This is a genomic window from Pseudoalteromonas nanhaiensis (assembly GCF_051235485.1).
GTDB classification, from domain to species: Bacteria; Pseudomonadota; Gammaproteobacteria; order Enterobacterales; family Alteromonadaceae; genus Pseudoalteromonas; species Pseudoalteromonas lipolytica_C.
Genome location: NZ_JBPNYQ010000015.1, coordinates 70818 through 97805, shown reverse-complemented (window position 1 = coordinate 97805; position 26988 = coordinate 70818). Strand labels below are relative to the sequence as shown.

Sequence of the window (26988 nt, the reverse complement as noted above, 5' to 3'; positions counted from 1 at the left end):
TAGCCGTGCCTAAGATGTGTTGCTCTCAAATCACAACACATTTTCAAAGGCTATCCGTTCAAAATTGTTTAATTAGGTAAAAAAAATGACCTCATCTCACGAGTTAGAATACACAAGCAGCTGGCAAGAACGTCAAGATTACGCAGAAAGTATGCAACCAATCATTGGTAGACTTTACCGTAATCGTGGTATCGAAATCGCTGTATATGGCCGTCCTCTCGTTAATGCCAGTACAATCGATATCATCAAAGCGCACAAAACAGTTGCTCAGTTTGAAGGTACAAAACTACGTTTACGTGAAAGCTTCCCTTTCTTAGAAGCAATTAGCAAAATGGATTTAAATTCTGCACGTATCGATATTGGTAAACTAGCGTATGGTTATTTGTTTAACGATGCTGCAAAAGGTCGTTCAGTTGAAGAGTACTTAACTGACGAACTTGCAGAAATCGCAAACTCAGAGCGTAAAGAACCACGTGATGTTGTGTTGTACGGTTTTGGTCGTATTGGTCGTTTATTAGCGCGTCTATTAATCGAAAAGTCAGGTCCTTATGCAGACCTACGTTTACGTGCAATCGTTGTGCGTGGCGGTAAAGACGGCGACCTAGAAAAGCGTGCAAGCTTACTTCGTCGTGACTCTATCCACGGTCCATTCAATGGCTCAATCACAATTGATAAAGAGCGTAATGCAATTAAAGCTAACGGTAGCTACATTCAAGTTATCTACGCTAACTCACCAAGTGAAGTTGATTACACAGCTTACGGCATCGAGAATGCACTTGTTGTTGATAACACAGGTATCTGGAAAGACGAAGCAGGCCTTGGTCAGCACTTAGAAGCAAAAGGCGCAGCAAAAGTATTATTAACTGCACCAGCTAAAGGCAACATCAAGAACATCGTTTACGGTGTAAATAACCAAGATATCAAACCTGAAGATAAAATTGTCTGTGCAGCAAGCTGTACAACCAATGCTATTACCCCAACGTTAAAAGCGCTTAACGATAAGTTCGGTATCAAGAATGGTCACGTTGAAACTGTTCACTCGTATACCAATGACCAAAACTTAATTGATAACTACCACAAAGCTGAACGCCGTGGTCGTGCTGCTGCACTTAACATGGTTATCACGTCTACGGGTGCTGCAAAAGCGGTTTCTAAAGCTTTACCTGAGCTTGAAGGTAAACTTACAGGTAACGCTATCCGTGTTCCTACACCAAACGTATCAATGGCAATCTTGAACTTAAACCTTGAAAAAGGCACTACAGTTGAAGAGCTAAATGCGTTCTTACGTGAAACAGCACTTTACTCAGACCTTCGTGACCAAATCGATTACACAGCGTCTACAGAAATCGTATCTACTGACTTAGTGGGTAGCCGTTACGCTGGTGTTGTTGACTCACAAGCGACTATCGTAGATGACAACCGTGTTGTTCTTTATGTTTGGTACGATAATGAGTTTGGTTATAGCTGTCAGGTAGTACGTTGTATGCGTGATATGGCTGAAGTAACTTTCCCAAGTTTACCTCGCTAATACCTAAGCTATAAAGAATCTAGAAGCCAGCATTATGCTGGCTTTTTTAGTCGTGAAAGTTTTTGCAAATTTTCAGCATGTGGTAGGCTGTTAAGGGTCTACACCATATTACTAACGAAACGTTCTAACGATAGGGCGTTGACTTAATTCTTAACTTACAAACGAATAGCTAAGAATTATTTTTAACCAATAGGTTTATAGAATGAAAATCACCAGCAATTTTGATAGTGGTAATATTAAGGTTATTGAAGCCGTTGATCCACTGAATATTCAATTAGAAATTAATAAAGACAATCAGTCTGATTTTTTCCAGTGGTTTCACTTTCGTCTTGAAACAACCGCGTTTCAAAACCATAAATTACACATTAATAACCTAGAAAACTCAGCGTATCCTGATGGCTGGGTTGGTTATCATGCGGTTGCATCATACGATCGTCAAACTTGGTTCCGTGTTCCATCTGAATATGCAAACGGTACATTATCATTTGAAGTTGAGCCTGAGTGCAGCAGCATGTATTTTGCTTATTTCGCACCATATAGCTATGACCGTCACCTTGATTTATTAGCATGGGCACAAAGCCAGCATGCGTGTGAACTAGAAACTTTAGGTGAAACACTTGATGGTCGTGACATGAGTGTATTACGTGTCGGTATTCCTAGCAGTGAAAAGAAAAAAATCTGGATCACGGCACGTCAGCACCCAGGTGAAACAATGGCTGAGTGGTATGTTGAAGGTTTACTTCATAAATTACTTGATGACGAAGACCCACATGCAGCGGCACTATTATCTAAAGCAGTATTCTATATTGTGCCAAACATGAACCCTGATGGCAGTGTGCGTGGTCACTTACGTACTAACGCTAAAGGCGTTAACTTGAACCGTGAATGGCAAACACCAAGCATGGAAAATAGCCCTGAAGTATTTTTAGTGCTTAACAAAATGCGTGAAACGGGCCTTGATATGCACTTAGATATTCATGGTGACGAAGCTATTCCTTATAACTTTGTTGCGGGTAGCGAAGGTATTCCAGGTTACGATGATCGTTTGAAAGAGTTAGAAGATAGCTTTAAAGCTGCGCTTTTAACTGTAACGCCTGAGTTCCAAGACGAACACGGTTATCCAAAAGATGAGCCAGGTCAGGCTAATCTAACGGTAGGTTCTTCAGCTGTAGCGCATGAGTTTAATGCATTAGCGTATACGGTAGAGATGCCATTTAAAGATAACGATGATTTACCAGACCCTGATTACGGCTGGTCTGACCGTCGTTCATATCAGTTTGGTCAAGATACGTTAGCGGCTATTGTTAACGTTGTTGATAAATTAAGATAACAACATTAAGCAAATTTTGCGGGTATCAATCAGATTGATGCCCGTTTTTTTTGGTTGACTAATACAAAGCACATTTGTCATATTGAAAATTAACTGTTAACAAAGTTAGGTTGTTTAAGTTAATATTCAGTACATCTAGCTGAGAGAAGATTATTTTTGATTAATTCTCAGATCATTATGTCGCGCATTCTCATTCGCTAACGCAGAGCATCGTAACTATCAATAAAAAATATAATTATAGAGGATATCCATGGAAGCTTTTGTAAGCGCCGTCAATGACGTAATTTGGAGTAGTGCACTCATTTACTTATGTCTAGGTGCAGGCCTGTTTTATTCCGTTTTAACCCGTTTCGCGCAAGTTCGACATTTCAAAGAAATGTGTAAGTTATTGCTAAGTTCTAATAACTCAGATACAGGAATTTCATCATTCCAAGCTCTGGCTGTTTCATTATCGGGCCGTGTTGGTGTTGGTAATATTGCCGGTGTTGCTGCTGCGATCGGCTTTGGTGGTCCAGGTGCGATTTTTTGGATGTGGATTGTCGCATTTTTAGGCGCAAGTACTGCATATGCAGAATCAACGCTAGGTCAAATTTATAAGTCAGAAGAAGATGGTCAGTATCGAGGTGGCCCTGCTTATTACTTCGACAGATGTTTACAACAAAAGTGGCTTGCAGTGTTATTTGCTCTATCCGCTATTATTGCTTGTGGTGTTTTCTTACCTGGCGTACAAGCAAACGCAGTGGGTAATGCATTCACACAAGTCTTCGGTGAAGGCACATTGGTTAGCACCAGCTTTGGTGAAGTAGGTAGCTTTAAGCTAGTTGCCCTTGCAATCATTTTAATTGTACTTGCGTTTATCATCTTCGGTGGCATTAAACGTATCGCAAACTTCACACAAATTGTGGTGCCATTTATGGCGCTAGGTTACATCGTGTTAGCTTTAATCGTGGTGTTCTTAAACTTAGATAAAGTGCCAGGCATTTTCTCAATGATCTTATCTGATGCATTCACTGCGCAAGCAGGTTTTGGTGCTGCGATTGGTTGGGGTGTTAAACGTGGTATCTATTCAAACGAAGCAGGCCAAGGTACGGGTCCGCATGCAGCATCTGCAGCTGAAGTAGACCACCCGGCTCAACAAGGCTTAGTGCAAGCATTCTCTGTTTATGTTGATACTATTTTCGTTTGTACAGCAACAGCGCTAATGATTCTAATCACTAAACAATACAATATTGTGGGTGAGTTACCTTCAGGTCAATTTATTGTACAAAATGTTGATGCTGCAACTGAAGTAGGCTCAGCAGCATTTACTCAGATGGCACTGTTTAGTGTATTTGGCGGTTTTGGTGAAGCGTTTGTTGGTATTGCTTTATTCTTCTTTGCATTTACAACCATTCTTGCTTATTACTATATTGCTGAAACTAACGTTGCTTATTTAAACCGTTATTTTAAAGGTAATATTCCACTGGTTGTTGTGAAGTTCGTCATTATGTTTATGGTGGCTTACGGTATGGTAAATAGCTCAGGTTATATCTGGAATATCGGTGACATTGGTGTTGGTTTAATGGCGTGGATCAACATCGTGGGTATTTTAGCTATTTTCTTTGTTGCCAAACCTGCTCTTAATTGTCTACGAGATTATGAAGACCAAAAGAAAGCGGGTGGTGAAATCATCTTTGACCCAGTTAAATTAGGCATTAAAAATGCGACTTTCTGGGAAAAGCGTCTAGCTGAAAAGGCGAAACAGAAACAATAAATCAGCTTTTTGAGTATTTGTCGTGAATTTAGTTGTACAGGTTTTCGAATCTTCACAAATGAATGAAATTCAAATAAGACATCGACTCATAAAACAAGTACAATAAAGGGCGCCTAAAGGCGCCTTTTTTATGCGTAGTATGGAGAAAGATATGGCGATTATTAGTTGCCCGCAATGTGCAAAATCAATATCTGACAAACATAAACAATGCCCGCATTGTGAATGCCAAGTCACCGATCTAAGCAATGAGCAGTTGCAGCAAATGCAAAAAGAAACGCGTATTCGTAGACAGCAAAAGTTTATGAATCAGTCTTTCCTCGCACTGATATTATTTTTAGGTGGCTTTTTCTGTTATTACTTTATGCATCCAGAAACAGAGTCTATTGAGTGGTATGCCTATTCGACAGCAATGGCAGTAGGTTTTGTATGGTATATAGTGTGCCGTATCTATTTAGTTGTTTTAAAAAAGAAAAAGTAGCATGAATATTGATCATATTGTTAAAAATATCACCCCGGAAGTATTTGAACGTCTTCAGTATGGTGCGTCTACAGGTAAATGGCCTGATGGCACTCCATTATCAGAAGAGCAAAAACAACAAACAGTTCAACTCGTGATGCTTTACCAAGCTAAAGTTTCGCAAACCAATGAGCAGTTTACCATTGGCGCAAATGGTGAAATGGTGCAAAAGAGTAAAGCTCAATTGCAAAAAGAATTCGCATCAGAAAATGAAATAGCTAGGTTTAGTGAAAATGATCTTTAAACACCTGTTTACTCCAAAATGGAAACACCCTAAAAGTCAGGTTCGTTTAGCAGCAGTTGAACGCCTTGATACAGAACGTGATCTTAGCATCTTAAATAGTATTGCCCTTGAAGATAGCTCCGCTGAGATCCGTAAAAAAGCCTTGAATAAAGTGAACGATCTTGTTTTATGGTGGCAAGTATACAAGCAAGACCAAGCACTTAAAGAAATTGCAGAGCAGCACATTAATCAAGCGGTTTTGAATACTGATAGCAAACTTGACGCGAGTATTAAAAACGAGTTTATAGAGCGTTATGCGCCAGTGAAAACCCTTGAAAAGCTAGCATTTGCAGAAAAAGAAATTCAAGTTCGTGTTAAATTATTAAAGCGTTTAGCAAACCCAAGCCTAATTGATAAAGCCTTTAAAGAAGGCCGCGAAGAGCTACAATTGCAACTTGTTGAGCTTGTCATTAACCACCAACTTGCAAAGCCACTACTAAAACATGCAAAAGGTGAAGCGCATACACAACTTGCGGCTCATCTTGAGAATGAACGTTTAGCAGTAGAAATGCCTGCAAAAGTCGAAGCTGATACTCGCGTTATATTGGCGAAATTGAATGCGCTTCGTGATAAAAATGATTTTCAGCTAGTATCGCTGCAACATGCTGAGCTATTACAACAGTGGCAAGCAATCGAGTTAAAATGGCTCAGTGATGAGCAAGTAAGCGTACTTGATAAAAAATACTCTACGATTACCCAAAAGCTTGAAGCTCACATTGCAACACTAAGCAAAGAGCATGAAGCAATGCAGCAAGCATTAGCTGAGCAACAGCGTCAGGTACTAGCTCTTGCAACCCTTGAAGCTATTGGCGAAGAAATTGAAAACGCATTGCAATTAGGTTTAGAAACGCCTGAGCAAATTCAGCAAGATTGGCTTGAGGCTAAAGTGGCAGAAGCAAAAGATACTTTGGCTGAAGCAAACTTAGTTGATAATCAAAATGTCCGTGATGTTAAACAGCACTTGTCAAATCTATTTAAGCAAGTTGAGCAATTACCACAACTTGTTACCGCGATTGCAGAGTTTAAAGCTGCGTTTGATGCCTTAAAAGCGATAAGCACGACTGTAGACGAAAATGACTTTGATGGCTTAAAACAGCAGTTTGAACAACAGCAAAAAGTGGCTCGCAAAAAACTAGCAAGTATTCCGAGTCGTTTACAAGGTCGCTTTAAAGCAAATTTAGCTGAAGCAGTAAACAGCTGGCAGCAAGCAATGGCACCGCTGACAAATAAGTTTGAAAAGAATCAACAAACAGCAAAACGCAAAGCCCGTGATGTGAAGCGTTTGATTGAACAAGGCCGTTTCAATGTGGCGTTTGGTGTGTTTAAAGGCTTTGAAGAGTTATACGACACACTTACAGATTACTATAAACAGCCATTAAATAGCCTAAAAGCCGATTTAGAAGCCCAATTAGCAGAAGCAAAAGATTGGCAAAAATATGCATCAGCGCCAAAGCGTGATGCATTACTTGCTGAAGTCAATGAACTTGCTGCAATCGAGTGTACTGACCCTAAACAACGTGCTGAACAAGTTAAACAGTTACGTCGTCGTTGGAATGAATTAGGTCGTTTAGATACGGATGCAGAGAAACAGCAAGGTGAGTTATTCGATCAACAGATTGAACTATTGTTTGCCCCATGTCGCGAGTATTTTGCAGAGCAAGAGCAGCAACGTGAGCAAGCTAAAGCGCAGCGTGTTGATATTATTGCGCAAATGCAGCAACTAAATGAACTTGATACTGAATCTGGTGAATTTGATTGGAAACAGTTTGAAAGTAAGTTTAACCGTGTTGTTAAAGCATGGCGTTCTGCGGGTAATGTTGACCCTAAAACATACCGTGAACTACAAGCGCAATTCAAAGCTGCGCAATCACAAGTACAAGGCCAATTAGTTGCGTTTCATAAAACAAATGCTGAGCAAAAAGCCGCACTTGTAGAACAAGCAACACTGTTATCTCAAAGTGATGATTTGGCTGCTGCGTGTCAAGAGCTCAAAGCATTGCAACAAACTTGGCAAACAATTGGCTTTGCGGGAATGAAAGCTGAAAACACCTTATGGCAACAATTCAGACGTGTTAACGACGACACATTTGCCAAGCGTAGTGCTGAGTTTGAACAGCAAAAACAAGTACAACAGCAAAATGATGAAGTTGTAGCTGAGCAGTTAACTGAACTTGAAACTGCCCTTGAGAGTGTAGTGCATCTTGCACAGCTTAAAGATTTAACTGTGAAATTGGCAGGACTTGAGTACTCAAAAGCGTTGTCTGCTCGAGTGGCTCAGTTAGAGTCAGCAATTAGCGAAAAAACGAAGGTTATTAGTAAGCAAGCAGAGCAGTCTAAGTTAACGGCTTTGTTTGCAGCTCTTGAGAACAGCAGTGAGCTTCCGTCGCAATTCCAAGCTTCATTAACGACTAGCTTAACTGCTGAGCAGCTCTTAACACGTATCGAGATTCTTGCAGGTGTTGAGTCTGCTGATAGTCAGTTACGTATGACAGAACAAGTTGCGATGTTAGATGATAAACACCGTGGTGAAAAAGCCGATGTTTATTATTACTTAAAGCAATTACTTGCAGTCAGTGAGGGTTCAGTTTCTGCTGACACACTAGCAAGGCTTAAAGCAATATTTGCAATTTAACGAATAAAACCGCTTTTTATAGCGGTTTTTTTCCGTGTTTTTTGAGGGAAACAATGAGAATTTTATTATTACTTACCTGCTTATTTTTAGGTGCATGTAAAAGTACAAATCAAGGTATGTCTGTGTACTCGTTTACCAATTCAGAAATTGAAGCAGCCCTTGCTGAGCAATTACCAAAATTGAGTGAGCAAATTAAATTAATGGGCTTACCCGTTGATTTTGCGGTAAATGACCTAAGTGTAAATGTAGGCCCAGATAAGCGTGATGTGGTAGTGTTAGGAGCCGATTCAAGCGCTGTTATTAAAGCCTTTGCGCTTAAATATCCAGTACGCTTGAAGCTGCAAATTGAAGGTAGCCCATTTTATGACAGTGAGAAAAAAGCGGTTTTTTTACGTAATGTAAAACTGGTTGATACAACAATCGATACAGCAGGTTTTAAGGGAAGCTTAAACTTATTAGATGATCAGGCAATGCAAGTGATCAACGGATTTTTAGCCGTTAACCCTGTCTATAAGTTAAATATGAACGATCCTAAGTTAGCATTACTGAGCAAATTGCCATTAGATATGAAAGTATCTCAGGGCGAAATTATCTTAGTGCCTACCTTATAAGAGTATTAAAATATCTAAAGCGGCATTAAGCCGCTTTTTTTGTAATTGCTTGTTAAGCAAGTTTAACCTTGTCATAATTACTCGTGATATTTCGCGAGTTGAGTGACTGCTATGATCAAGGAATTTTTAAACGACCCCACGCTATTGCTCAATGCAGTTGGCGAAGGGATTTATGGCTTTGACTTATCGGGCAATGCGGTTTTTGTAAACCCTGCTGCTGAGCGCATGACTGGCTGGAAAGCTGAAGAATTGCTTGGTAAAAAAATACATCAATATCATCACCATACTCGTAAAGACGGCTCACCATATCCCGCAGATGAATGTCAGATATATTGCACTATGTTCGATGGTAAACATCGCCACGTAAACGATGAAGTATTCTGGCGTAAAGATGGTAGCTATTTTGCTGTTGAGTATACTTCTACACCCGTTTATAAAAATGGGGCCTTAATTGGCGCAGTCGCGATTTTTCGCGATGTATCAAAACAGCAGCAAACAGAAGTCGCATTGCGTGATGCCTTAGCGCAAGTCCAGCACTTATCTGAACAGCTACAAGCTGAGAATGCTTATCTTATTTCAGAGTTAAACGAAGATTGGCAAGATTCAGGTTTAGTGGGGCAAAGTCATTCTTTTCAAACGATGTTAGAACAAATTACTTTAGTTAGCCAAACTAACAGCACAGTTCTAATTTTAGGTGAAAACGGCACAGGCAAAGAGCTGGTGGCACGAAACTTACATCGTTTGAGTAGCCGAGCTAAGCAACCATTTATTAGGGTTAATTGTGCTGCTTTTTCTGCAAACTTAATTGAGTCTGAGTTATTTGGCCATGAGAAAGGGGCGTTTACAGGGGCCAATGAGCGCAGAAAAGGGCGTTTTGAACTGGCCGATAAAGGCACATTATTTTTAGATGAAGTGGCAGAATTGCCATTAGAAGCACAAAGTAAATTACTTCGCGTGCTGCAAGAACAAGAGTTTGAGCGCGTGGGTGGCAGTCAAACCTTAAAAGTCGATATTCGAGTATTGGCTGCAACAAATCGTAATTTGTGGCAAATGGTCGAGCAGGGTAGCTTTAGAATGGACTTGTACTATCGCTTAAATGTCTTTCCTATTCGTGTGCCTGCGCTTCGTGAGCGAAAAGAAGATATCCCGCTCCTTGCTGCAAACATAATTACACAGCTTAACAAGCGCTTAGGTAAACAGTTAAAGGGGCTTAGCAAAGCTACACTCACTAAACTGGCTAATTATGATTGGCCAGGCAATATTCGTGAACTACAAAATATCCTAGAGCGTGAAGCTATTTTGTCTAAGCAAACTGTATTACAGCTCTCTGCGCCGTTGAATAACGAGCAACCGAATGAGCAAGTTGTTTCCCTTGATGCTGTACAAAAGCAGCATATTTGTGAGGTACTTAAGCGATGCAACGGACAAATATCAGGTGAGAATGGCGCTGCAACTTTGCTGGGTCTTCCTGAGAGTACCCTTAGATCAAAAATGAAAAAGTTAGGTATACAACGCAGTTTCGCGAAATAACGCGCGCTTTCGTGATATATCGCGATTTATGGTGCGGTAAAATTAAACTAATCATTTAATATCAGTAATTTACATTTTAATTTGTGTTGGCCTGATAGTTGCTCTGTCAGGCTATTACCGACACAAAAGTAAGTAGCAAAATGAAATTTGATATTAAAGAACAAGACTTAATCATCAAGCCCTACAACCAAGAAGGGCCAATTTATATTCGAGAGCAAAAAGGGCATTTTCAACGTATCCGTCGTTACTTAGGCTGGGTGCTGATGCTGACGTTTATCGCCATACCGTGGATCCCATATGATGGTCGCCAAGCTGTATTACTCGATGTAGCGAGCCAAAAATTTACCCTGTTTGGATTAACGCTGTTACCACAAGATTTTATGATCTTAGCCATGCTATTTATGACTGGCGCGTTTGCTTTGTTCTTCGTCACTAATTGGTTAGGGCGTGTTTGGTGTGGTTACACTTGCCCACAAACAATTTGGATGCTGATGTTTACTTGGGTCGAGCATAAAGTCGAAGGTAACCGAAACCAGCGCATTAAACTTGATAAAGCTGATTGGTCAGTAAGTAAATGGCAAAAGAAAATCACTAAGCATACAGCTTGGCTGGTGATCTCTTTGCTTACATCTATGTCATTTATGGCTTACTTCATCCCTGCTAAGTCTCTTTACATGAGTTTATTTACCTTAGAAATGTCAGGGATCGTCAGCTTTTGGGTATTCCTGTTCGCTTTTTGTACCTATGGTAATGCGGGCTTCCTACGCGAAAAAATGTGTACTGTCGCATGCCCTTATTCACGTTTTCAATCAGTGATGTTTGATAAAGACACGTTAGTGGTTACCTACGATCAAGCGCGAGGGGAGTCTCGTGGTGCGCGTAAACGTAAAGCCGATCCTAAAGAGTTAGGTTTAGGTGACTGCGTAGACTGTAACCTATGTGTGGAAGTATGCCCGGCCGGTATCGATATTCGTAATGGCTTACAGTATGAATGCATAAACTGCGGCTTATGTATCGATGCGTGTGATAGCACTATGGAAAAATTCAATTATCAAAAAGGCCTGATCAAGTACGCCTCTGAAAAACAAATGGAAGGCAAAACGACCAACCCATTTAGACTAAAACTGCTTGGCTATGGTGGTTTAACGGCGTTGTTTGTTGTTGGTATGGTTGTATGGATGGCAATGCGTACACCTATTGAAGCCTCTGTCATTCGTGATCGTAATGCCCTGTATCGTGTTAATTTTGAAGGCTTAGTAGAAAACCCATATACCTTATCAATTATCAACAAAACACAGCATAGTTTGAGCTATTCAATCGGTATCAGTGGTATTGAAGAAGCAAGCTTACAGGTGCCCGAAAATATTACAGTTGAGGCGGGTCAGATGAAGCGTGTGCCTGTTACTGTGGTTGCTGATGGCTATGAATTGAAATCAAAGGTAACGCCTATCAGTTTTCACATTCAAGCATTAGAAGATGCTGATATCGCAATTACCAAAGAAACTAAGTTTTACCGAGATTGACCCTGACCTAAAAGTGAAAATGGCTTGTAGTTAACAAGCCATCTTTGCAAATTCGAGCTGCTTTTGCACATAAGCTTTAGCGCTGTCTAAATCATCAAATAAACAGTCCATTATTTGAATCGGAGATTGCGCTTGCGCAATGATGCGTTTCATTTGGTTAAGCACAATGGATGAGCTAAACATATAAGCGGTTGCTACACAGTTTGTGCCTTGCAGGGCACGAAATAATTGGGTAAAACCACGTTCTGCATCAGGGGTGGTAGCAAGTAATTGGGTAGAATGACTAATATATGCCCACGGCTTTCCAGCTAAAGCAGTAATATGCTTTTTTAAATCGACTGCAAAGTCATTGACTAAACGTGCGTTAATATTACCAGAAAATTGTCCAATAATAATTGGACCATCAGTGATGATACTGACACTGCCATAGTGATTCTTAAATTTCAATTTGCTTCCCTTTTGAATTAAAAAGAGCGCGAATTTTATACAATTGTATGTATGTGTCTAGTTATTTAGTATGTAAAAAAGAAAAAACATATTTTTTTCTTTAATTGGATTTTGTTGGGGTTTTTATTTGTTTAATTGTATTCAGAGCGAATAAATAAGTCGCTCTGAATTTAAAATATAGCTAACTATTTGTTAACAATGTAGTTCAAAGCACCAGTAATTGAGGCTACTTGTGCATCAATACAAATTTTATCATTTGCTTGTGGGCTGTCAGGGTAAACCTCTGTTGTTGTGACATATTCTGCATCGGTTAAGCCCATACATAACCCCAGCTTTTTGGCTTGGTAATTAATAACGCCAAATTGAGTTTGTGGTACACCAATCAACTGGTTATTCTCATCACTTGGTGCGATGTGGGTTACTTTCTCAACTGATTTTATAATCGCTGTTTGAAATGCATCATGCGGACGTTCGCTATCAGCAACAAGATAAAAGCCGTCTGGAATGTTCCAGTTATCGTGAGTCGTTGCATCACGTGCTGCCAGAGCAGGGCGAAATTCACTATTGTCAGTATCAGTTGTTTCATGAAGGTCAATATGCACATAGGGTGCAATAGCGTTGTCGGCTAAATATTGCATGATTGCGGCAGACTCTTCAGCTGGACTATCTGCATAGAATGAGCGATTTGGATCCGTGGCATTTGGGTTCCAGCGGTTAATTGTTTCATAACCCCAAGGGCTGATACACGGTGCCACTAAGATATTAAATTCTGCAAAATAGTCTTTGGCCTTGTCTTTAGCAAACGCTAATGCACCATGCACACCGCTTGTTTCGTAACCATGTACACCACCTGTGACTAAAACAGTTGGTTTGTCTGCTTGCCATTGTTTGCTTTTTAAAATGTAAAGAGGATACTTATCGCTGTCATAGCTCAGTGCACCATACTGCTCAATTTCAAAGAGTGTAGACAGAGCATCAAGTTGTGAGACAACATCTTCACGGTAACTGCGTTTTACTGATTGTAATTCAAGCCACGCTTTTTTGTCGGCGTCGGTCCATGGCTTACCAGGCGTTCCGATTGGGTAACTCATAAAAATACCTTGTTGTGTTGAGGTGCAAAATGCCAAGCTTATCGAAGCTTAGCATTACCTGCAACTAGATAAGGTCAGTGCTTATATTGGCATGTTCGTATAGCTGGGCATGTTGCTTTTTATGAGTCTCGAAAAGGTATTGACGAAGAGCAATTTCGCCCTCATGTACCGTAATAATTTTTGCTGCAATACCATTGCTGGTAACGCGAACAGGTTTAGCAGACAGAACAATACGCTCTTTTTTTGGCAGCTCAAATGCTAATAACAGCTCTTTTGAAAAGTCTGGCTTATTTTGTTTTGGTTTTAACAAAACTCCCGTACTTGATAGTGACAGAATAATGTAGTGGTCAGTTTGCAGATTTAGATGAGGTGCTCGCCAACTCCGCTCAATGCCTTTCGTATCTATAACCTCAGGAGCACTGAGTAGAGGAATAACCTGGCCATTTTCATCATTAACAAACTCCAGCGGGAACCATAATTGATAAACACCCACTTCAGCAAGTAAGGTCAATTTAGCGTTCTTTAATAATCCGTTGAGTTTATCGGGTAAGTTTAGTTTTACAGACATTTTGGTGTTTGTGACTTCATCACTGCCATCATCTGCATTTTCAAAGAGTTGGTTAAAAAATGAGAGTTCTTGTTCTGTTAAATGCGCCATCCTTAGCTCCTTTTACAATACGACTGGCCAATAATATCACAAATTGTATGAATTATGAGCATTTATTGTGCCAGATATTTTTCGATTTTCTTTTACTACTTATTTGACATACACTGATGGGAAAAAGTTTACAAGGATTTTATTTTGTCGAGCCTGACTGGTGTTAATAAGAGTTTAGTTATATTTGCGGCTTTAGTGATTGTTTTAGCAGGTATAAAAGCTGCAAGTGTGATTGTTATTCCTTTTGTTTTGGCTGCCTTCATTGCCATTATATGTAATCCCCTTATACGTTTTTTTGCCGGGTATAAAATTCCCAAGGGCGTTGCAGTGGTGTTAGTAATGCTCATTATTGTTGGCGTTGGGATTAGCCTTGCCGGTTTAGTTGGGCAATCGATGACCGATTTCTCTGAAAAACTACCCGAGTATAAAACACAACTAAAAGAAGAGTTTGTTTGGGTGGTTAATGTTGCTGCAAGTTATAATATTTTGATTGATAAAGAGCAGATTATTTCTTTATTCGATCCGGGCAAAATGATCGATGTTGCAACAAATATGCTAACGGGATTAGGGGGAGTAATGGCCAACCTGTTCCTAATTATATTAACCGTGGTGTTTATGCTGTTTGAAGGGCCGATGCTGAATAAAAAAATTCATTTAGCACTCGATGACCCAGAAATGAAAATGCAACAAATTGATCGCTTTCTAGGGTCAATAAACTCTTACCTCGCAATAAAAACCATGGTTAGCTTGGCGACAGGTCTTTTAGCTGGGTTTATGCTTTGGGCACTGGACGTTGATTATTTTGTATTGTGGGGTGTTGTTGCTTTTATGCTTAACTACATTCCTAATATTGGTTCTATCATTGCAGCGGTACCTCCTGTATTACTTGCTTTGATAACGCAAGGGCCGCTAGTTGCAGGGATCATTGCTGGTGGCTATTTAATGATTAATACCGTGATGGGTAATATCGTCGAGCCAAAGTTCATGGGCAAAGGCTTAGGTTTATCAACGCTGGTGGTTTTTTTATCGTTAATTTTTTGGGGCTGGCTGATGGGAACAGTAGGTATGTTGCTGTCAGTTCCACTGACCATGATAGTAAAAATTGCTTTAGAAACCAGCCAAGAAGGGCGGTGGCTTGCAACTTTACTTGGTAACGGTGAAGAGTTAACAATTGATCAATAGCAATTTGCTAGATTAAGCAAAAATTAAATATTAAGGCGCTAACGCGCCTTTTATTTAAGAGGTTGTTTTAGAATATTTAAGTGATTACTAAGGATATTTATTTCACAAAGCTTATAGGTAATGGCTGCTTTGGTTGCGTTTGGCATTTCATTTAAGTATCGCCAACGACAGCTGTCTTCTAGATAGCGCTCTTGATTCACTAAGCTTCTTTTAAAGATAGGCAGTAATTGACTATTTCCCGTGTCTTCTTTGATTTTTTCAATATCCATAGTGAGTTTATTTACCCACATTTTTTGATCGCGTTGCAAATCGCTAATCACTTGGTCAAGACATTGAATATAACGCTTAGTTTCTTCGGTATTGTTGCTTGTTAACTGGCAATCATGTGGTGCTTGTGAAGCCTGTGATGCCAGTGTTACAAGAGCAACGCACAAAGTGAGTGTTATAGTGAATTGTTTATTTTTTATCATGATAATTAAACTCTAATATAAACTCAGCACCACCCAGTTTTTCTGCATCTCGGATAGTCAATGTGCCATTATATGAGTTTACTAAATCTGATACGATGGCCATACCAACACCATGCCCACTCTCATATGTATCGAGTCGGGTGCCGCGGGTTAGTAGCGATTCACGTTTTTGCTCTGGGACACCTGGTCCATCATCACAAATGCTGAGAGTTAATTGCTTATTTTGCTTAACCTTTATATCGACTTGCGAACGGCAAGCTTTACAAGCATTATCGATTAAATTACCAAGCAGTTCCATTAAATCTGTTTTATCACCTAAAAAATAATCTTTTTCACTGACCTCAGAAGTGAAAATAATATCTTTATCGCGATACACTTTACTCATTGCACTTAAAATTGACTCGATAACCGGCTTAATATGGGTTTGCTTTTTCCATGTATCAGAGGCACCCGTAGCGGCACGTTTTAATTGATGTTCGATCATCACATTAATACGATCCAATTGCTCTTGTGCATCAGCATCATTGGCTAATGGGCTTGACTTAAGCACTGCCAATGGCGTTTTTAATGCATGAGCAAGATCGCTTAATGATGCGCGGTAACGCTCTTTTTGGCGCTGCTGCGATTCAAGCAATAAGTTTAAGTCGGCTTTAATAGTTTGCAACTCAACCGGGTAAAGACCTTTTATTTGCTGGTTATCGCCCGATTCAATGGCTTTAATTTCTTTATCGAGACGCTGCAGTGGTCTTGCACTCCACACAAAACCAATTGCCATCAGCGCAGCAATGGCCACACCCATCACATACATCCAATTAACCAGTGTTTGTTTAAAGCCATCCATCAGCCTAAGTAGAGCATCATTACGTTTTAATAAGATAAAACGGGCATGCTCCGATTGGTCAATGTTTTCTAAAATAACGGTAAGTGTTAATTGCCAGTACACGGTATTGTTGTATTCAACACGGCGAAAGTCAGCAGAGCCTGCTGGAGCTTCAAAGTTATCAGGAATAAAGTTGATGTTGGTGGCTGATTCAGAATACCAAACAGGTAAGTCGCCGCGATAAATCATCGCATAGGTATCTGAGTTCAATCTATTTAGCTCTGGAGTTAAGATGGTACTTGGCATAACAATGCCGCGTTCGGTGAAATCGACTTCAGAGATTAATGAATATAAGTGAGCTTCAAGGGTTTTTTCGGTCGCTTCGACCAAAGAGGCGTAATAAGCCTTACCAATTGAGAAAAACAGAATTGGTAGGGCGACTAATAAAACAAAGACAAGGATAAATCCTTGCCTTACTTTAAGCGGTATTTGCGATGCTACCACTGACTTTTAAGCCTATAACCACGGCCGCGTAATGTTTCAACTGGGTTAAGGGTGCCATCAGGGTCAAGCTTTTTACGTAAACGCAATACGAATACTTCGATTACGTTTGAATCAAGGTCGAAGTCTTGATCGTAAATGTGCTCTGTTAGCTCAGATTTAGAAATTACCTTTTGAGGGTTAACCATTAGGTACTCTAACACTTTGTATTCGTATGCAGTCAAGCTAAGTTCTTTATCGTTAACCCACACTTGCTGTGAGCGAGTATGAATTTTGATAGGACCAGCTGTCATTTCTGGATTTGCTTTACCTGCACTTCTACGGATAAGGGCATTACAGCGGGCAATTAGCTCTTCAACATGAAACGGTTTTGTAAGGTAATCATCAGCACCTGCATCGAGGCCTTCTACTTTATCTTGCCAACGGTCACGCGCCGTCAAAATCAAAATAGGGATGGTAATGCCTTGAGCGCGAGCTTTGGTAATTAATTCGATACCGTCTACTTTTGGAAGGCCTAAATCTACCACCGCCATATCAAGCGGGTACTCAGTAATGTGGAATAAACCAGCTTCACCATCGTGACAAAGGTCAACGCTATAACGCTCTTTTTCTAGAGCATTACGAAGGTTATCTGCTAAGTGTAAATCATCTTCAATAACTAAAATTCGCATTCTTAATCCTTTTTCACTTCGCCAGTCTTTTTGTTCACATGGACGTCAACCACATGGCCGTTCGTTTTTAAAATTCTTACGGTAAATACTTTGTCTTGCTCTGTGATTTTTAGGGTTCGGCCATCTTCAGACTTTTTGGCAATCATCACAGCTTGCTTTTTAGTCACCTCAGGTGCTTGGTTTTTATTGGCATCAGCATGAAAGCTTGATAATGCAAATAAAAGACTAAAACTGAAGGCTAATAATATGCGCATGACGGGGAACTCCTAAACCAGACCCATTTAGTTTAATTAACCAATTAACTAAAATTCAAGTAATTACGTTAAATTCTGTAATTTGATAGCCAGATCTTAGTTAATAAGCCGTGAACAAACACTGAATTATTGATTCAGTTGAGTTCAGGCTTTAACCAAACACCTTTTTAAATGGTTTTACTACTGAGTTGTCATAAACACCTGCAGCAATATAAGGGTCGTTTGCTGCCCATTCGCGTGCTGCTTCTAATGAATCAAATTGCGCGACCACCAATGAGCCTGTAAAACCAGCCTCAGCTGGGTCTTCGCTATCAATTGCAGGAAGAGGGCCTGCTGTGAATAAACGATTTTGATCGTCTAACTCTTGAAGGCGAGCTAAGTGAGCTGGGCGTGCAGATTTGCGGGCTTCTAAACTATTTTCAACATCAGTTGAATAAATCATATACAGCATAGTGAGTTCTCAATGTTATTTTTAGAAAATAGTAGCATATTGTTAGCAATAGACGAGAGATTATTGTGTCATACATATGTGTTCAGTCGCTAAATAATCTTTACAGCTTTGCTTATAGCTTTCACTTATAAAGCTTGAAATACGCGGTGTAACACTGGTAGAGTCGCTGGGTTGAGAAAATAATAATAAGGTTTTTAAATGAGCGAAAAACGCGAGCACTTTAGCTCCCGCCTCGGTTTTATTTTAGCGGCAGCCGGTTCTGCTGTAGGTATCGGAAACTTAGTAGGTTTTCCTGTTTCAGCTACAAAAAACGGTGGTGGTGCTTTTCTTTTAGTTTATGCACTGTTTGTGATTTTTATCTGTTTGCCTGTGATGATGGCCGAAATGGCGATGGGCCGAAAAGCACAGAAAGATCCGCTTGGTTCATACAAAATCTTAGCGGGTAATGATCCAAAATGGAACTTTGCTGGCTTTTTAGCGGTATTAACGCCGTTTATGATTGCCGTTTTTTACATGGTGATCACCGTATGGATTTTCGGTTATTTATCGCAAACTGCATTCGGTAATCTAGATGCCTTAGCACAGCCTGATAATTTTGGCACTTTTATCAATAGCTACACAGTGTTTGGCTATATGGCCGTGGTTGCAATCATTGTTAACTTGATTCTGGTTGGTGGTGTAAAAGAAGGTATCGAGAAAGCGGCTAAGTTTATGATGCCAGCTTTATTTGTACTACTCACTGCGCTGGTTGTTTACGTTTTAACACTGGATAATGCCATGGCAGGTGTGAAGTACTACATCGTTCCTGATTTCAGTAAAATGGATGCGAGCGTTTTAAATGGTGCATTAGCTCAAGCGTTTTTCTCATTGTCACTGGGTATGGGTATTTTAATGACCTATGCATCTTATATCTCTAAGAAAGACGATATTGTTGGCAGTGCTAAAATGGTTGCTGTAACAGACTCTCTTGTTGCCTTTATTGCGGGTCTTATGGTGTTACCGGCTATTTTTAGTTTTAACCCGAATACAGATCCAAGTACGTTATCTGACTCATCAGTGTCGATGATTTTTGTATACTTACCGAAAATTTTATTAGCGCTTCAAGCTGATATTGGTTACGTGGGTGCATCAGTTGTAGCGTTTGTATTCTTCTTATTAGTCTTTTTTGCTGCAATTACATCGCTTGTATCGATTGTTGAGGTACCGACAGCTTCATTAAGTGATCGCAAAGGCATTAGCCGTAAAAAAGCGTTAGCTATTTTAACTTTATCAACCGGTGTTTTAACTGTGCTGTGCACGATGTCGTTTGGTATGGTTGAATCATTAACAAATTTTGTTAGTTACGGCGGTGCGGATAAGAGCTTATTCGATATTGTTTATGATGTGTTTTACGACACGATTTTACCTCTTAATGGTTTAATGGTGTGTTTATTCGTTATGTATCGTTGGAAAAAAGCGAACCTTTCTGAAGAGTTAAGCCAAGGCTCTGAAGGGTATATCGGTAGTTTTACAGAGAAGTATGTGAACTTTTCGCTATCAACGTTTATTCCGGCAATTTTATTACTTATCTTTGTAAATACGGTCGCAACAAAGTTTTTTGCATTTAGTATTTTCGGATTTTAAAAGCCAGCTCAATACTCAGCCGCGCACTTGCGCGGCTTTTTTATGCCTCTCTTTTTATATTAAAAGGCCCCTGCATCAAGCACATCACCTAAGCCAAGCGTAAACATCCATAACCCCCATAAACTGTGTTCAATTACACACACGAAGGTAGAACGGCTTTGCGCATAGGTGTAAGAAAACAGCAGCCCACCTAAAAATGCTAGCAGTACTGCGAGTACATTCGCATAGACAATGTGAGCCAACGCAAACACCGATGCACTGACGATGATACGCACGGTTTTACTTGGCATAATCCGTTTATAGCGGTGAAAAAAGTAAGTTCTAAAAATAAGCTCTTGCGGCATCACCGATAAAATGGGGTAGAGCAATAGCAACATTAGCCAATCGTTAAATGAATTTCTTGGCAGTGAAAACCAGTTTTCTTGATTCATGATACCGTAAAACATCCCTGAGAATAGCGCCCCTAAAAAGAAAAAACTAAATAAGCGACGTTTTACCGCACTAAATTGCCCAAGGCTAGTTAAACGAAAACGCTTAAAGTGGGGGTCTGATAACAGCAACATGCCGCAAACAGTCATTAAAATAATAAGGGCAGGAATAAGCCAGTTCGCGAGATAGGCACGCAGAAAAAAGCCTAATAGCGGTAAAGAAACAAATATGAGGGTAAATTCAAACCAGCGGTATTGGTTAGCGTTCAATGTCGTCTCAGCGTGTTTTTTATTTACGCTAACAAGCTAAGACGACAGATTTATGACATTAAGATTGCTTAGGATCTTTCTTTTCGTCATCTTCAGGTAAGTATTTGAAAAGGGCAATGATCGTTGCTAACACGCAAACAAAGGTAATACCCATTAAACCAAACACTTTAAAGTTAACCCAAAAATCGAGCGAGAAGTTATAGGCAATATAGATATTTAGCGCAGAGATACCTGCGGTCACTGCAACCCAAAACAGGTTAAGTTTATTCCATAGTGCTTCTGGTACATCAATTTCTTGTTTACTTTCAGAGGCATTTTCTAAAACTGAGCTAAGTGCTTTTTTCACAAGATTTTTGCCAAGCACATAGCGGCTTACTAACAAAGTGACACTGAAAATGGCATAAACAATGGTGGCTTTCCATTTTACAAACTGCTCGTCGTGGAATACTAAGGTCAGCGTACCTAATACCACCGCTATAGCAAAAAACACCCAGTGACGGGTTGGTACTTTGCCATCTTTAAAATAACAATAAGCAACTTGAATTAAGGTGGTTAGCATCAGCAAGGCTGTTGCCCAATAAATATCAACTAACTTGAAAACCGCAAAAAACAAAATCAGCGGGATGTATTCAATAATCGCATGCATAGGTTTATAAATGCTCTAATTTAAAATGATACTGGGTTGTATCAAGTTATTGCGCAAGATACAAGGTTGACTTAGTTGCCCTGAAAGCTTAGCCTCCCGAGCCAATCTGGCCTAAACCTGCGTTTAGGTTGTTTTACCTTATCTTTTTCCGCTTAACCTCAGATGATTAAGCGGCGTATTTTGGAGCATTTTATGAATAAAGCCGCACTAGTATCTCAAATGGCTGCCCACAGCGAATTAACAAAAAAAGACACACAAGCAGCTTTAACGAGCATGTTAAATGCTATCGAAAAGTCACTTTCTGAGGGTGACCAAGTGCAAATTAATGGCTTTGGTACGTTTGCCTTGAGTTATTACCCTGCCCGAAAAGGGCGCAACCCACAAACTGGTGAAGAAATTGAAATTGAAGGCGCCAACAAACCTGTTTTTAAACCTGCAAAAGCCCTAAAAGACGCCCTATAAGCAGGATTTGCAAAGGTCTTGTAGCTTTTACAGGGTGTGTCGCTTTGAATTTTAAATAAATTCAATATTTTCAGTTGGTTATATTTGGCATGGTGTCTGCTGTATTAGTGTGAGTTTTCACAAATAAGGAGATAGCATGTCAAATCTAAATAGCCAACTAAACGGTAAGAAAGTAGCGATATTAGCAACAAATGGTTTTGAGCAGAGTGAGCTGCTATCACCGCGCAGTGCGTTGCTTGAAGCAGGGGCTGAAGTCGAAGTTGTTTCGCTTGAAAGAGATGACATTACTGGTTGGGATGAAAATCAATGGGGAAAACGTGTAAGCGTTGACCGCATCGTCAGTGAGACAGATTCAAGTGAATATGATGCTCTATTATTACCGGGCGGTTTATTTAATCCAGATACTTTACGCCAAAACAGTGAAGCTAAAGCCTTTGTTGATGGCTTTTTCAGTGCAGGCAAAAACAAGCCTATCGCTGCGATTTGCCACGGCCCATGGTTACTAGCCGAAATTAACAAACTACGTGACCGCAAAGTGACGTCATACCCAAGTATCAAAACTGATTTAATCAATGCAGGAGCTAATTGGGTTGATCAAGAGGTGTGTGTTGATGATGGCATAGTCACAAGCCGAAGCCCAGCCGACTTAGAGGCTTTTAATCGTAAGTTTATCGAAGAGATAGATACCAACTCGCACTAATACGCACTCATTTTGAGGGATTAAACCTTACGTTAACTGCGTTAAAAATTTTTTATTTAGAGCAACTAAACTACAAAATTTTTGCCTTGTTACCGAACAGGTTTTCTTGCCTCAAAAAGCCCGCTTAATTAAGCGAATTAGTATTGACGGCATCCACCGCCACCATTAATAATTAATGAGTAGATACATAAAAGGGCCTTTAAGGCCCTTTTTAAGTAATAAAACAACTTACTTTGTAGCGGCTTTCATACTGGCTACAAACTCTTTTAAACCAGTTAGCATTGCTGCTTGGTCATCAAGGTTCGCCTCGATGATTTTAACAACCGCAGAGCCTGAAATCGCACCAGCAGCCCCTGAATCGAGTGCTGATTTAACATCTTCCGGTGTTGATACGCCAAAGCCTAATAATGCCGGTGCAGCATGGTAATCTTTTAGCTTTTTGACTAATGAATCTGCTGGCATTTGTGCCTTGGTTTCTGTGCCTGTTACACCTGCGCGTGAAAGAAGGTATGTATAACCACGACCATATGAAGCACATTCTCGAAGAGTGTCATCATCTGCATTCGGTGTAGCAATAAAAATTGGGTCGATGCCATTTTTCATTGCTGTTTGGCGAAACAGCTTTGATTCATGCAGCGGTACGTCAGCCACTAAAATTGAATCAACACCTGCTTCTTTAGCATCTTGATAGAACTTTTCAAGGCCACGCTTAAACACAAGGTTTGAATACAATAACAGGCCAATTGGAATATCGGCATTGTACTGGCGCACTTGTTTGATGATATCAAAGCAATCTTGGGTATTAATGTTTTCATCAAGCGCACGAATGTTGGCAGCTTGGATCACCGGGCCATCTGCAATCGGATCTGAAAACGGAATACCAAGCTCAAGGGCATCAGCACCGCCATCAATTAAGCTTTTAATGATTTCTACGCTGAGTGCTTTATTAGGATCACCAATAGTAACAAACGGTACAAAGGCACCTTGATTCGTTTCATTTAATGTGGCGAACATTTGTCCGTAACGGTTGGTCTGGCTCATAGCGCGCCTCCTTCTGATAAAACACTGTGTACGTGAGCCAAATCTTTATCGCCTCGGCCACTTAGGTTTACTACTAAAATAGTGTCTTCGGTTTGTTGTTCGGCATATTTAAGGGCGTATGCGAGGGCATGGCTTGATTCAAGCGCTGGAATAATCCCTTCGTTTTTAGCCAGTAGTTGGAACGCTTCAAGCGCTTCAGTATCGCTAATACCAACGTACTCTGCACGGCCAGTTTCATGCAAATGAGCATGCTGTGGGCCTACAGCTGGGTAATCAAGACCTGCTGATACAGAATAAGACTCTTCAATTTGGCCATCGTCATTTTGCATAATATAAGTATAGGTACCGTGTAAAATGCCTTTTGTGCCTTTACATAGCGTAGCACCGTGTTGATGGGTATCTAAGCCTTTACCAGCGGGTTCTACACCAATTAGTTTTACGCTTGGCTCATCAATAAAGTCTGTGAACATACCAATGGCGTTAGAACCACCACCTACACAAGCCAGCACCGCATCCGGTAAGCGCCCTTCAGCTTTAAGCACTTGTTGTTTTGCTTCTTCACCAATCATTTTTTGGAACTCACGCACCATGGTTGGGAATGGGTGAGGGCCTGCTGCAGTGCCAAGTAAATAGTGAGCATCTTTATAATTTGCTGACCAGTCACGCAATGCTTCGTTTACTGCGTCTTTTAAAGTACCAGAGCCTGCTGTGACAGGAATAACCTCTGCACCCATTAGTTTCATACGAAATACGTTTGGTTGCTGACGTTCAACGTCTTTTGCACCCATGTAAACACGGCATTTTAAGCCAAGTAGGGCACACGCAAGGGCCGTTGCAACACCGTGTTGGCCGGCACCTGTTTCTGCAATCACTTCTTTTTTACCCATACGCTTGGTGAGCAATGCCTGACCAAGTACTTGGTTGGTTTTGTGCGCACCACCATGGAGTAAATCTTCACGCTTTAAATACAGTTTTACCTTAGGATTTTTAACTAAGTTACGTGTCAGAGTTAATGGCGTAGGACGACCTGCGTATTCATTTAATAGCTTTTCAAACTCAGCCTGAAAAGCTGGATCGTTTTGTGATTTATTAAACTCTGCTTCTAGTTGCTTGAGTGCCGGCACAAGCAGCTGTGGTACAAACATACCACCGAATTCACCGAAATAAGCTGGATTTTGCATTCTAACCTCAATAATTTCTGATATGCGAAAACGCATTTTGTAATTTTGTTTGGCACTTTTTGCCCGCTGACGTTTCAACGCCAGAATTTAGGTCAAGGCCATTAGCACCGCGATAAAGCGCTGCATGAATATTCTCTGGATTCAAACCACCGGCTAACATAAAAGGTACCGTTGCCGTCTCTAGCACAGACCAATCAAATGCTTCGCCAGTGCCGCCTTTTTGGCTTTTGCTGTAAGTATCGTATAAATGGCGGTCAACCCCTTCAAGCGGTTTAGGTAATTCACCTTTAACGGCTTGGGCTTTCCAAATTTCACAGCCAAGCGGTAATTGCTTTCTGAGACTTTGAATATACTCGCTATTCTCGTCACCATGTAATTGCACTGCAGCTAGTTTCAAGCTTTGAGCATAATCGACCACTTGTTCAAGAGGCGCATTGACAAACACACCTACATACGCGAGTGGGGCACTTTGCGTAACTTGCTTGGCACAGTCGATATCAACATAGCGCGGTGACTTAGGATAAAAAATTAAGCCACCATACACCGCACCACTGGCATAGGCTGCCATCGCATCTTGTGAACGAGTTAAACCGCACACTTTGTTTTCACCTAAAATGACTTTACGACATGCGGCTTCTAAGTCGCGCTCAGCCATTAGTGAGCTGCCAATTAAAAAGCCATCGCACAGTGGCGCAAGGCGTTTTACATCTTTATGGGTATAAATGCCCGACTCTGAAATAACCACTTTGTCATTTGGGATAAGCTGGCGTAATCGCTCTGTTGTTGCAAGATCAGTACTTAAATCACGAAGGTCGCGGTTATTAATACCAATTAGGCTGGCATTAAGTGCAAGTGCACGACTTACTTCTTGCTCATTACTGACTTCTGTTAGTACCGACATGTTTAAAGAGTCAGCCACTTTGTGAAGCGCTAAATATTGCTCGTCATCAAGGACTGAGAGCATTAATAAAATGGCATCACCACCAGATAAGCGTGCTAAGTAAACTTGGTACTCATCAATAAAGAAGTCTTTACAAATAAGCGGCTGCTCCACTTGGCTGCGCACGTATTCGAGGTACTGATAGCTACCTTGGAAATATTTTTCGTCAGTTAATACGCTCATACAAGTTGCGTATTTTTTATAAACCGATGTAATTTCGTCTAAATTGAATGGTTCGCGAATAAGCCCTTTTGACGGTGAGGCCTTTTTACACTCTAAAATAAATTGTGTGCCTGTTGCTGCTAACGCCGCTTCAAAGTCACGCTTGGTTGGCACAACATCGCCAATGAATGACTCAAGCGGGCGCTGTGCTTTTCTTTGTTCTAATTCAATGCGTTTGTCGGCAACAATTTTGTCTAACACGTTAGCCATGACTTACCTCAATAATTGCGTTCAATGTGTCCATCGCTTTACCTGATGCTAATAATTCGCTTACTTGATCTGCGGCTGCTTTTAAATCACTTGCTTTATCGGTTAAATAAAGAAGGGCGGCAACGTTGGCTATAATGGCTGCGTTATGCGCCATCTCACCTTGACCTTGTAAAATCGCTAAGCTTGCTTTTGCGTTATATTCTGGCCCTTGGCCTGCAAGTTGTTCAAGTGAATAGTTTGCAAGACCAAAATCGCTCGCTGTTAGCGTGTATTCGCTCAGTTCACCGTTATTTAGCTCAACCACTTTGGTTGTCCCGTGCAAGGCAATTTCGTCAGTGCCTGCACCGTGAACCACCATGGCGCGTTTTGTGCCAAGGGTTTTTAAGGTTTCGGCCATTGGTAAACACAGCGAAGGGTCATAAACACCAAGCAATTGCACCTCAGGGGCTGCAGGGTTTGCCAGCGGCCCTAAAATATTAAAAATTGTGCGGCTTTTAAGGGCTGTTCGCACGCCCATCGCATGGCGTACACCACTGTGATAATGCGGTGCAAATAAAAATGCAAACCCCGTATTTTCTAAACAATAGGCCGCTTGCTCAGGGCTCATATCGATATTGATACCCAAGGCTTTTAGTAAATCCGCTGAGCCAGAATTACTCGATACACTGCGATTACCATGCTTGACCATGTTGATGCCCGCAGCGGCGGCTACAATAGCAGCAGTGGTACTAATATTAATGGTGTTTGAGCCATCGCCACCGGTACCACAGCTATCTGCAAGCAAGGTTTTGCTGGTTTTAAATGGCACTGCATTGGCGCGCATTGATGCTGCCGCACCGGCGATTTCATCACTTGTTTCGCCTTTTAGTTTTAGGGCGATAAGTGCAGCAGTTAATTCAATATCATTAAGCTGGCCATTCATGATGGCATCAAACAATGCAGTTGCTTGCGAAAACGATAAATCTTGCTTTGCTAATAATTGGTTTAACTGGGTTTGAGTTGTTGCTTCCATG

27 protein-coding genes are annotated in these 26988 nt (G+C 40.6%); 13 read left to right on the top strand and 14 right to left on the bottom strand.

The features are described from left to right. Nucleotides 1-85 precede the first annotated feature (85 nt). From ACSFVZ_RS13815 to ccoG, 9 genes are all read left to right on the top strand, one after another. The gene (locus ACSFVZ_RS13815) at nucleotides 86-1528 is read left to right on the top strand and encodes a glyceraldehyde-3-phosphate dehydrogenase (RefSeq protein ID WP_135925281.1); all 1443 of its coding nucleotides are present in this window, start codon (nucleotides 86-88) and stop codon (nucleotides 1526-1528) included. Between the two features lie 202 nt (nucleotides 1529-1730). Continuing rightward, the gene (locus tag ACSFVZ_RS13810) at nucleotides 1731-2858 is read left to right on the top strand and encodes a M14 family metallopeptidase (RefSeq protein ID WP_435559090.1); all 1128 of its coding nucleotides are present in this window, start codon (nucleotides 1731-1733) and stop codon (nucleotides 2856-2858) included. 250 nt (nucleotides 2859-3108) lie between these two features. Then, nucleotides 3109-4611, top strand: coding sequence for an alanine/glycine:cation symporter family protein (locus tag ACSFVZ_RS13805; RefSeq protein WP_435559089.1), 1503 nt, complete (start codon nucleotides 3109-3111; stop codon nucleotides 4609-4611). Between the two features lie 151 nt (nucleotides 4612-4762). Beyond that, nucleotides 4763-5089 carry a hypothetical protein gene (locus ACSFVZ_RS13800; protein ID WP_135926289.1) on the top strand — a complete coding sequence of 109 codons (327 nt, stop codon included), beginning with the start codon at nucleotides 4763-4765 and terminating at the stop codon, nucleotides 5087-5089. A gap of 1 nt (nucleotide 5090) precedes the next feature. Further along, nucleotides 5091-5372: a YeaC family protein gene (locus ACSFVZ_RS13795; RefSeq protein ID WP_135925273.1), complete on the top strand. Its 282-nt coding sequence runs from the start codon at nucleotides 5091-5093 to the stop codon at nucleotides 5370-5372. After that, a complete protein-coding gene (locus tag ACSFVZ_RS13790; protein ID WP_435559088.1) occupies nucleotides 5362-8043 on the top strand; it encodes a DUF349 domain-containing protein in 2682 nt (893 codons plus the stop codon). The genes ACSFVZ_RS13795 and ACSFVZ_RS13790 overlap by 11 nt, the downstream gene beginning before the upstream one ends. A gap of 53 nt (nucleotides 8044-8096) precedes the next feature. After that, nucleotides 8097-8654 carry a YceB family lipoprotein gene (locus ACSFVZ_RS13785; RefSeq protein ID WP_435559087.1) on the top strand — a complete coding sequence of 186 codons (558 nt, stop codon included), beginning with the start codon at nucleotides 8097-8099 and terminating at the stop codon, nucleotides 8652-8654. A gap of 111 nt (nucleotides 8655-8765) precedes the next feature. Beyond that, nucleotides 8766-10184 carry a sigma-54 interaction domain-containing protein gene (locus ACSFVZ_RS13780; protein ID WP_253039628.1) on the top strand — a complete coding sequence of 473 codons (1419 nt, stop codon included), beginning with the start codon at nucleotides 8766-8768 and terminating at the stop codon, nucleotides 10182-10184. Between the two features lie 140 nt (nucleotides 10185-10324). Next, a complete protein-coding gene (ccoG, locus tag ACSFVZ_RS13775; RefSeq protein WP_295511185.1) occupies nucleotides 10325-11707 on the top strand; it encodes a cytochrome c oxidase accessory protein CcoG in 1383 nt (460 codons plus the stop codon). Between the two features lie 30 nt (nucleotides 11708-11737). On the opposite strand, the gene ACSFVZ_RS13770 is transcribed toward ccoG, so the two are convergent. The 3 genes from ACSFVZ_RS13770 to ACSFVZ_RS13760 all read right to left on the bottom strand — a co-directional run bounded on the left by ACSFVZ_RS13770 (nucleotide 11738) and on the right by ACSFVZ_RS13760 (nucleotide 13903). Further along, nucleotides 11738-12154 (bottom strand): hypothetical protein, encoded by a 417-nt coding sequence (locus ACSFVZ_RS13770; RefSeq protein WP_435559086.1) that lies wholly within the window; start codon nucleotides 12152-12154, stop codon nucleotides 11738-11740. A gap of 185 nt (nucleotides 12155-12339) precedes the next feature. Then, nucleotides 12340-13245, bottom strand: a complete 906-nt coding sequence (locus ACSFVZ_RS13765; RefSeq protein ID WP_235403842.1) for a M14 family metallopeptidase — start codon at nucleotides 13243-13245, stop codon at nucleotides 12340-12342. 64 nt (nucleotides 13246-13309) lie between these two features. Next, nucleotides 13310-13903: a hypothetical protein gene (locus ACSFVZ_RS13760; RefSeq protein WP_135925257.1), complete on the bottom strand. Its 594-nt coding sequence runs from the start codon at nucleotides 13901-13903 to the stop codon at nucleotides 13310-13312. Between the two features lie 144 nt (nucleotides 13904-14047). On the opposite strand from ACSFVZ_RS13760, the gene ACSFVZ_RS13755 reads away from it, so the two are divergent. Next, on the top strand, nucleotides 14048-15085 hold the full coding sequence (locus tag ACSFVZ_RS13755; protein ID WP_435559085.1) for an AI-2E family transporter: 1038 nt from the start codon (nucleotides 14048-14050) through the stop codon (nucleotides 15083-15085). Between the two features lie 50 nt (nucleotides 15086-15135). Here the strand turns inward: ACSFVZ_RS13755 and ACSFVZ_RS13750 are convergent, their stop codons facing one another. From ACSFVZ_RS13750 to ACSFVZ_RS13730, 5 genes are all read right to left on the bottom strand, one after another. After that, the gene (locus ACSFVZ_RS13750; protein ID WP_435559084.1) at nucleotides 15136-15555 is read right to left on the bottom strand and encodes a hypothetical protein; all 420 of its coding nucleotides are present in this window, start codon (nucleotides 15553-15555) and stop codon (nucleotides 15136-15138) included. Then, nucleotides 15542-16879: an ATP-binding protein gene (locus ACSFVZ_RS13745; RefSeq protein ID WP_135925250.1), complete on the bottom strand. Its 1338-nt coding sequence runs from the start codon at nucleotides 16877-16879 to the stop codon at nucleotides 15542-15544. The genes ACSFVZ_RS13750 and ACSFVZ_RS13745 overlap by 14 nt, the downstream gene beginning before the upstream one ends. Then, nucleotides 16873-17547: a response regulator transcription factor gene (locus ACSFVZ_RS13740; protein ID WP_054552907.1), complete on the bottom strand. Its 675-nt coding sequence runs from the start codon at nucleotides 17545-17547 to the stop codon at nucleotides 16873-16875. Before ACSFVZ_RS13740 ends, ACSFVZ_RS13745 begins: the two co-directional genes overlap by 7 nt. 2 nt (nucleotides 17548-17549) lie before the next feature. Then, on the bottom strand, nucleotides 17550-17801 hold the full coding sequence (locus ACSFVZ_RS13735) for a PepSY domain-containing protein (protein WP_138557333.1): 252 nt from the start codon (nucleotides 17799-17801) through the stop codon (nucleotides 17550-17552). 151 nt (nucleotides 17802-17952) lie between these two features. Next, nucleotides 17953-18252: a YciI family protein gene (locus ACSFVZ_RS13730; RefSeq protein WP_135925245.1), complete on the bottom strand. Its 300-nt coding sequence runs from the start codon at nucleotides 18250-18252 to the stop codon at nucleotides 17953-17955. Between the two features lie 198 nt (nucleotides 18253-18450). On the opposite strand from ACSFVZ_RS13730, the gene ACSFVZ_RS13725 reads away from it, so the two are divergent. Continuing rightward, nucleotides 18451-19875 carry a sodium-dependent transporter gene (locus ACSFVZ_RS13725; protein WP_199526209.1) on the top strand — a complete coding sequence of 475 codons (1425 nt, stop codon included), beginning with the start codon at nucleotides 18451-18453 and terminating at the stop codon, nucleotides 19873-19875. A 59-nt stretch (nucleotides 19876-19934) separates the two neighbouring features. Here ACSFVZ_RS13725 and ACSFVZ_RS13720 read toward each other — a convergent pair whose 3' ends face one another. After that, complete coding sequence (locus tag ACSFVZ_RS13720; RefSeq protein ID WP_188730278.1) at nucleotides 19935-20573, bottom strand: CPBP family glutamic-type intramembrane protease; 639 nt, start codon at nucleotides 20571-20573, stop codon at nucleotides 19935-19937. Between the two features lie 58 nt (nucleotides 20574-20631). Beyond that, on the bottom strand, nucleotides 20632-21219 hold the full coding sequence (locus tag ACSFVZ_RS13715) for an inner membrane-spanning protein YciB (RefSeq protein ID WP_135925239.1): 588 nt from the start codon (nucleotides 21217-21219) through the stop codon (nucleotides 20632-20634). A gap of 162 nt (nucleotides 21220-21381) precedes the next feature. Here ACSFVZ_RS13715 and ACSFVZ_RS13710 point away from each other — a divergent pair, with 162 nt between their 5' ends. Together ACSFVZ_RS13710 and ACSFVZ_RS13705 are read left to right on the top strand one after the other, a co-directional pair. Beyond that, entirely contained in the window at nucleotides 21382-21681 is a 300-nt protein-coding gene (locus ACSFVZ_RS13710; RefSeq protein WP_435559083.1) for an HU family DNA-binding protein, read from the top strand. Nucleotides 21682-21817: 136 nt separating this feature from the next. Further along, entirely contained in the window at nucleotides 21818-22381 is a 564-nt protein-coding gene (locus ACSFVZ_RS13705; protein ID WP_421967974.1) for a type 1 glutamine amidotransferase domain-containing protein, read from the top strand. Nucleotides 22382-22609: 228 nt separating this feature from the next. On the opposite strand, the gene trpA is transcribed toward ACSFVZ_RS13705, so the two are convergent. Genes trpA through trpD form a run of 4 tightly spaced genes read right to left on the bottom strand, consistent with a single transcriptional unit; the run spans nucleotide 22610 to nucleotide 26987 of the window. Beyond that, a complete protein-coding gene (trpA, locus tag ACSFVZ_RS13700; RefSeq protein WP_199526206.1) occupies nucleotides 22610-23422 on the bottom strand; it encodes a tryptophan synthase subunit alpha in 813 nt (270 codons plus the stop codon). Continuing rightward, entirely contained in the window at nucleotides 23419-24603 is a 1185-nt protein-coding gene (gene trpB, locus ACSFVZ_RS13695) for a tryptophan synthase subunit beta (protein WP_135925232.1), read from the bottom strand. Before trpB ends, trpA begins: the two co-directional genes overlap by 4 nt. A 7-nt stretch (nucleotides 24604-24610) precedes the next feature. Beyond that, complete coding sequence (gene trpCF, locus ACSFVZ_RS13690; protein WP_138557338.1) at nucleotides 24611-25975, bottom strand: bifunctional indole-3-glycerol-phosphate synthase TrpC/phosphoribosylanthranilate isomerase TrpF; 1365 nt, start codon at nucleotides 25973-25975, stop codon at nucleotides 24611-24613. Next, the gene (gene trpD, locus ACSFVZ_RS13685) at nucleotides 25968-26987 is read right to left on the bottom strand and encodes an anthranilate phosphoribosyltransferase (RefSeq protein ID WP_435559081.1); all 1020 of its coding nucleotides are present in this window, start codon (nucleotides 26985-26987) and stop codon (nucleotides 25968-25970) included. Before trpD ends, trpCF begins: the two co-directional genes overlap by 8 nt. Between the last annotated feature and the right edge of the window lies 1 nt (nucleotide 26988).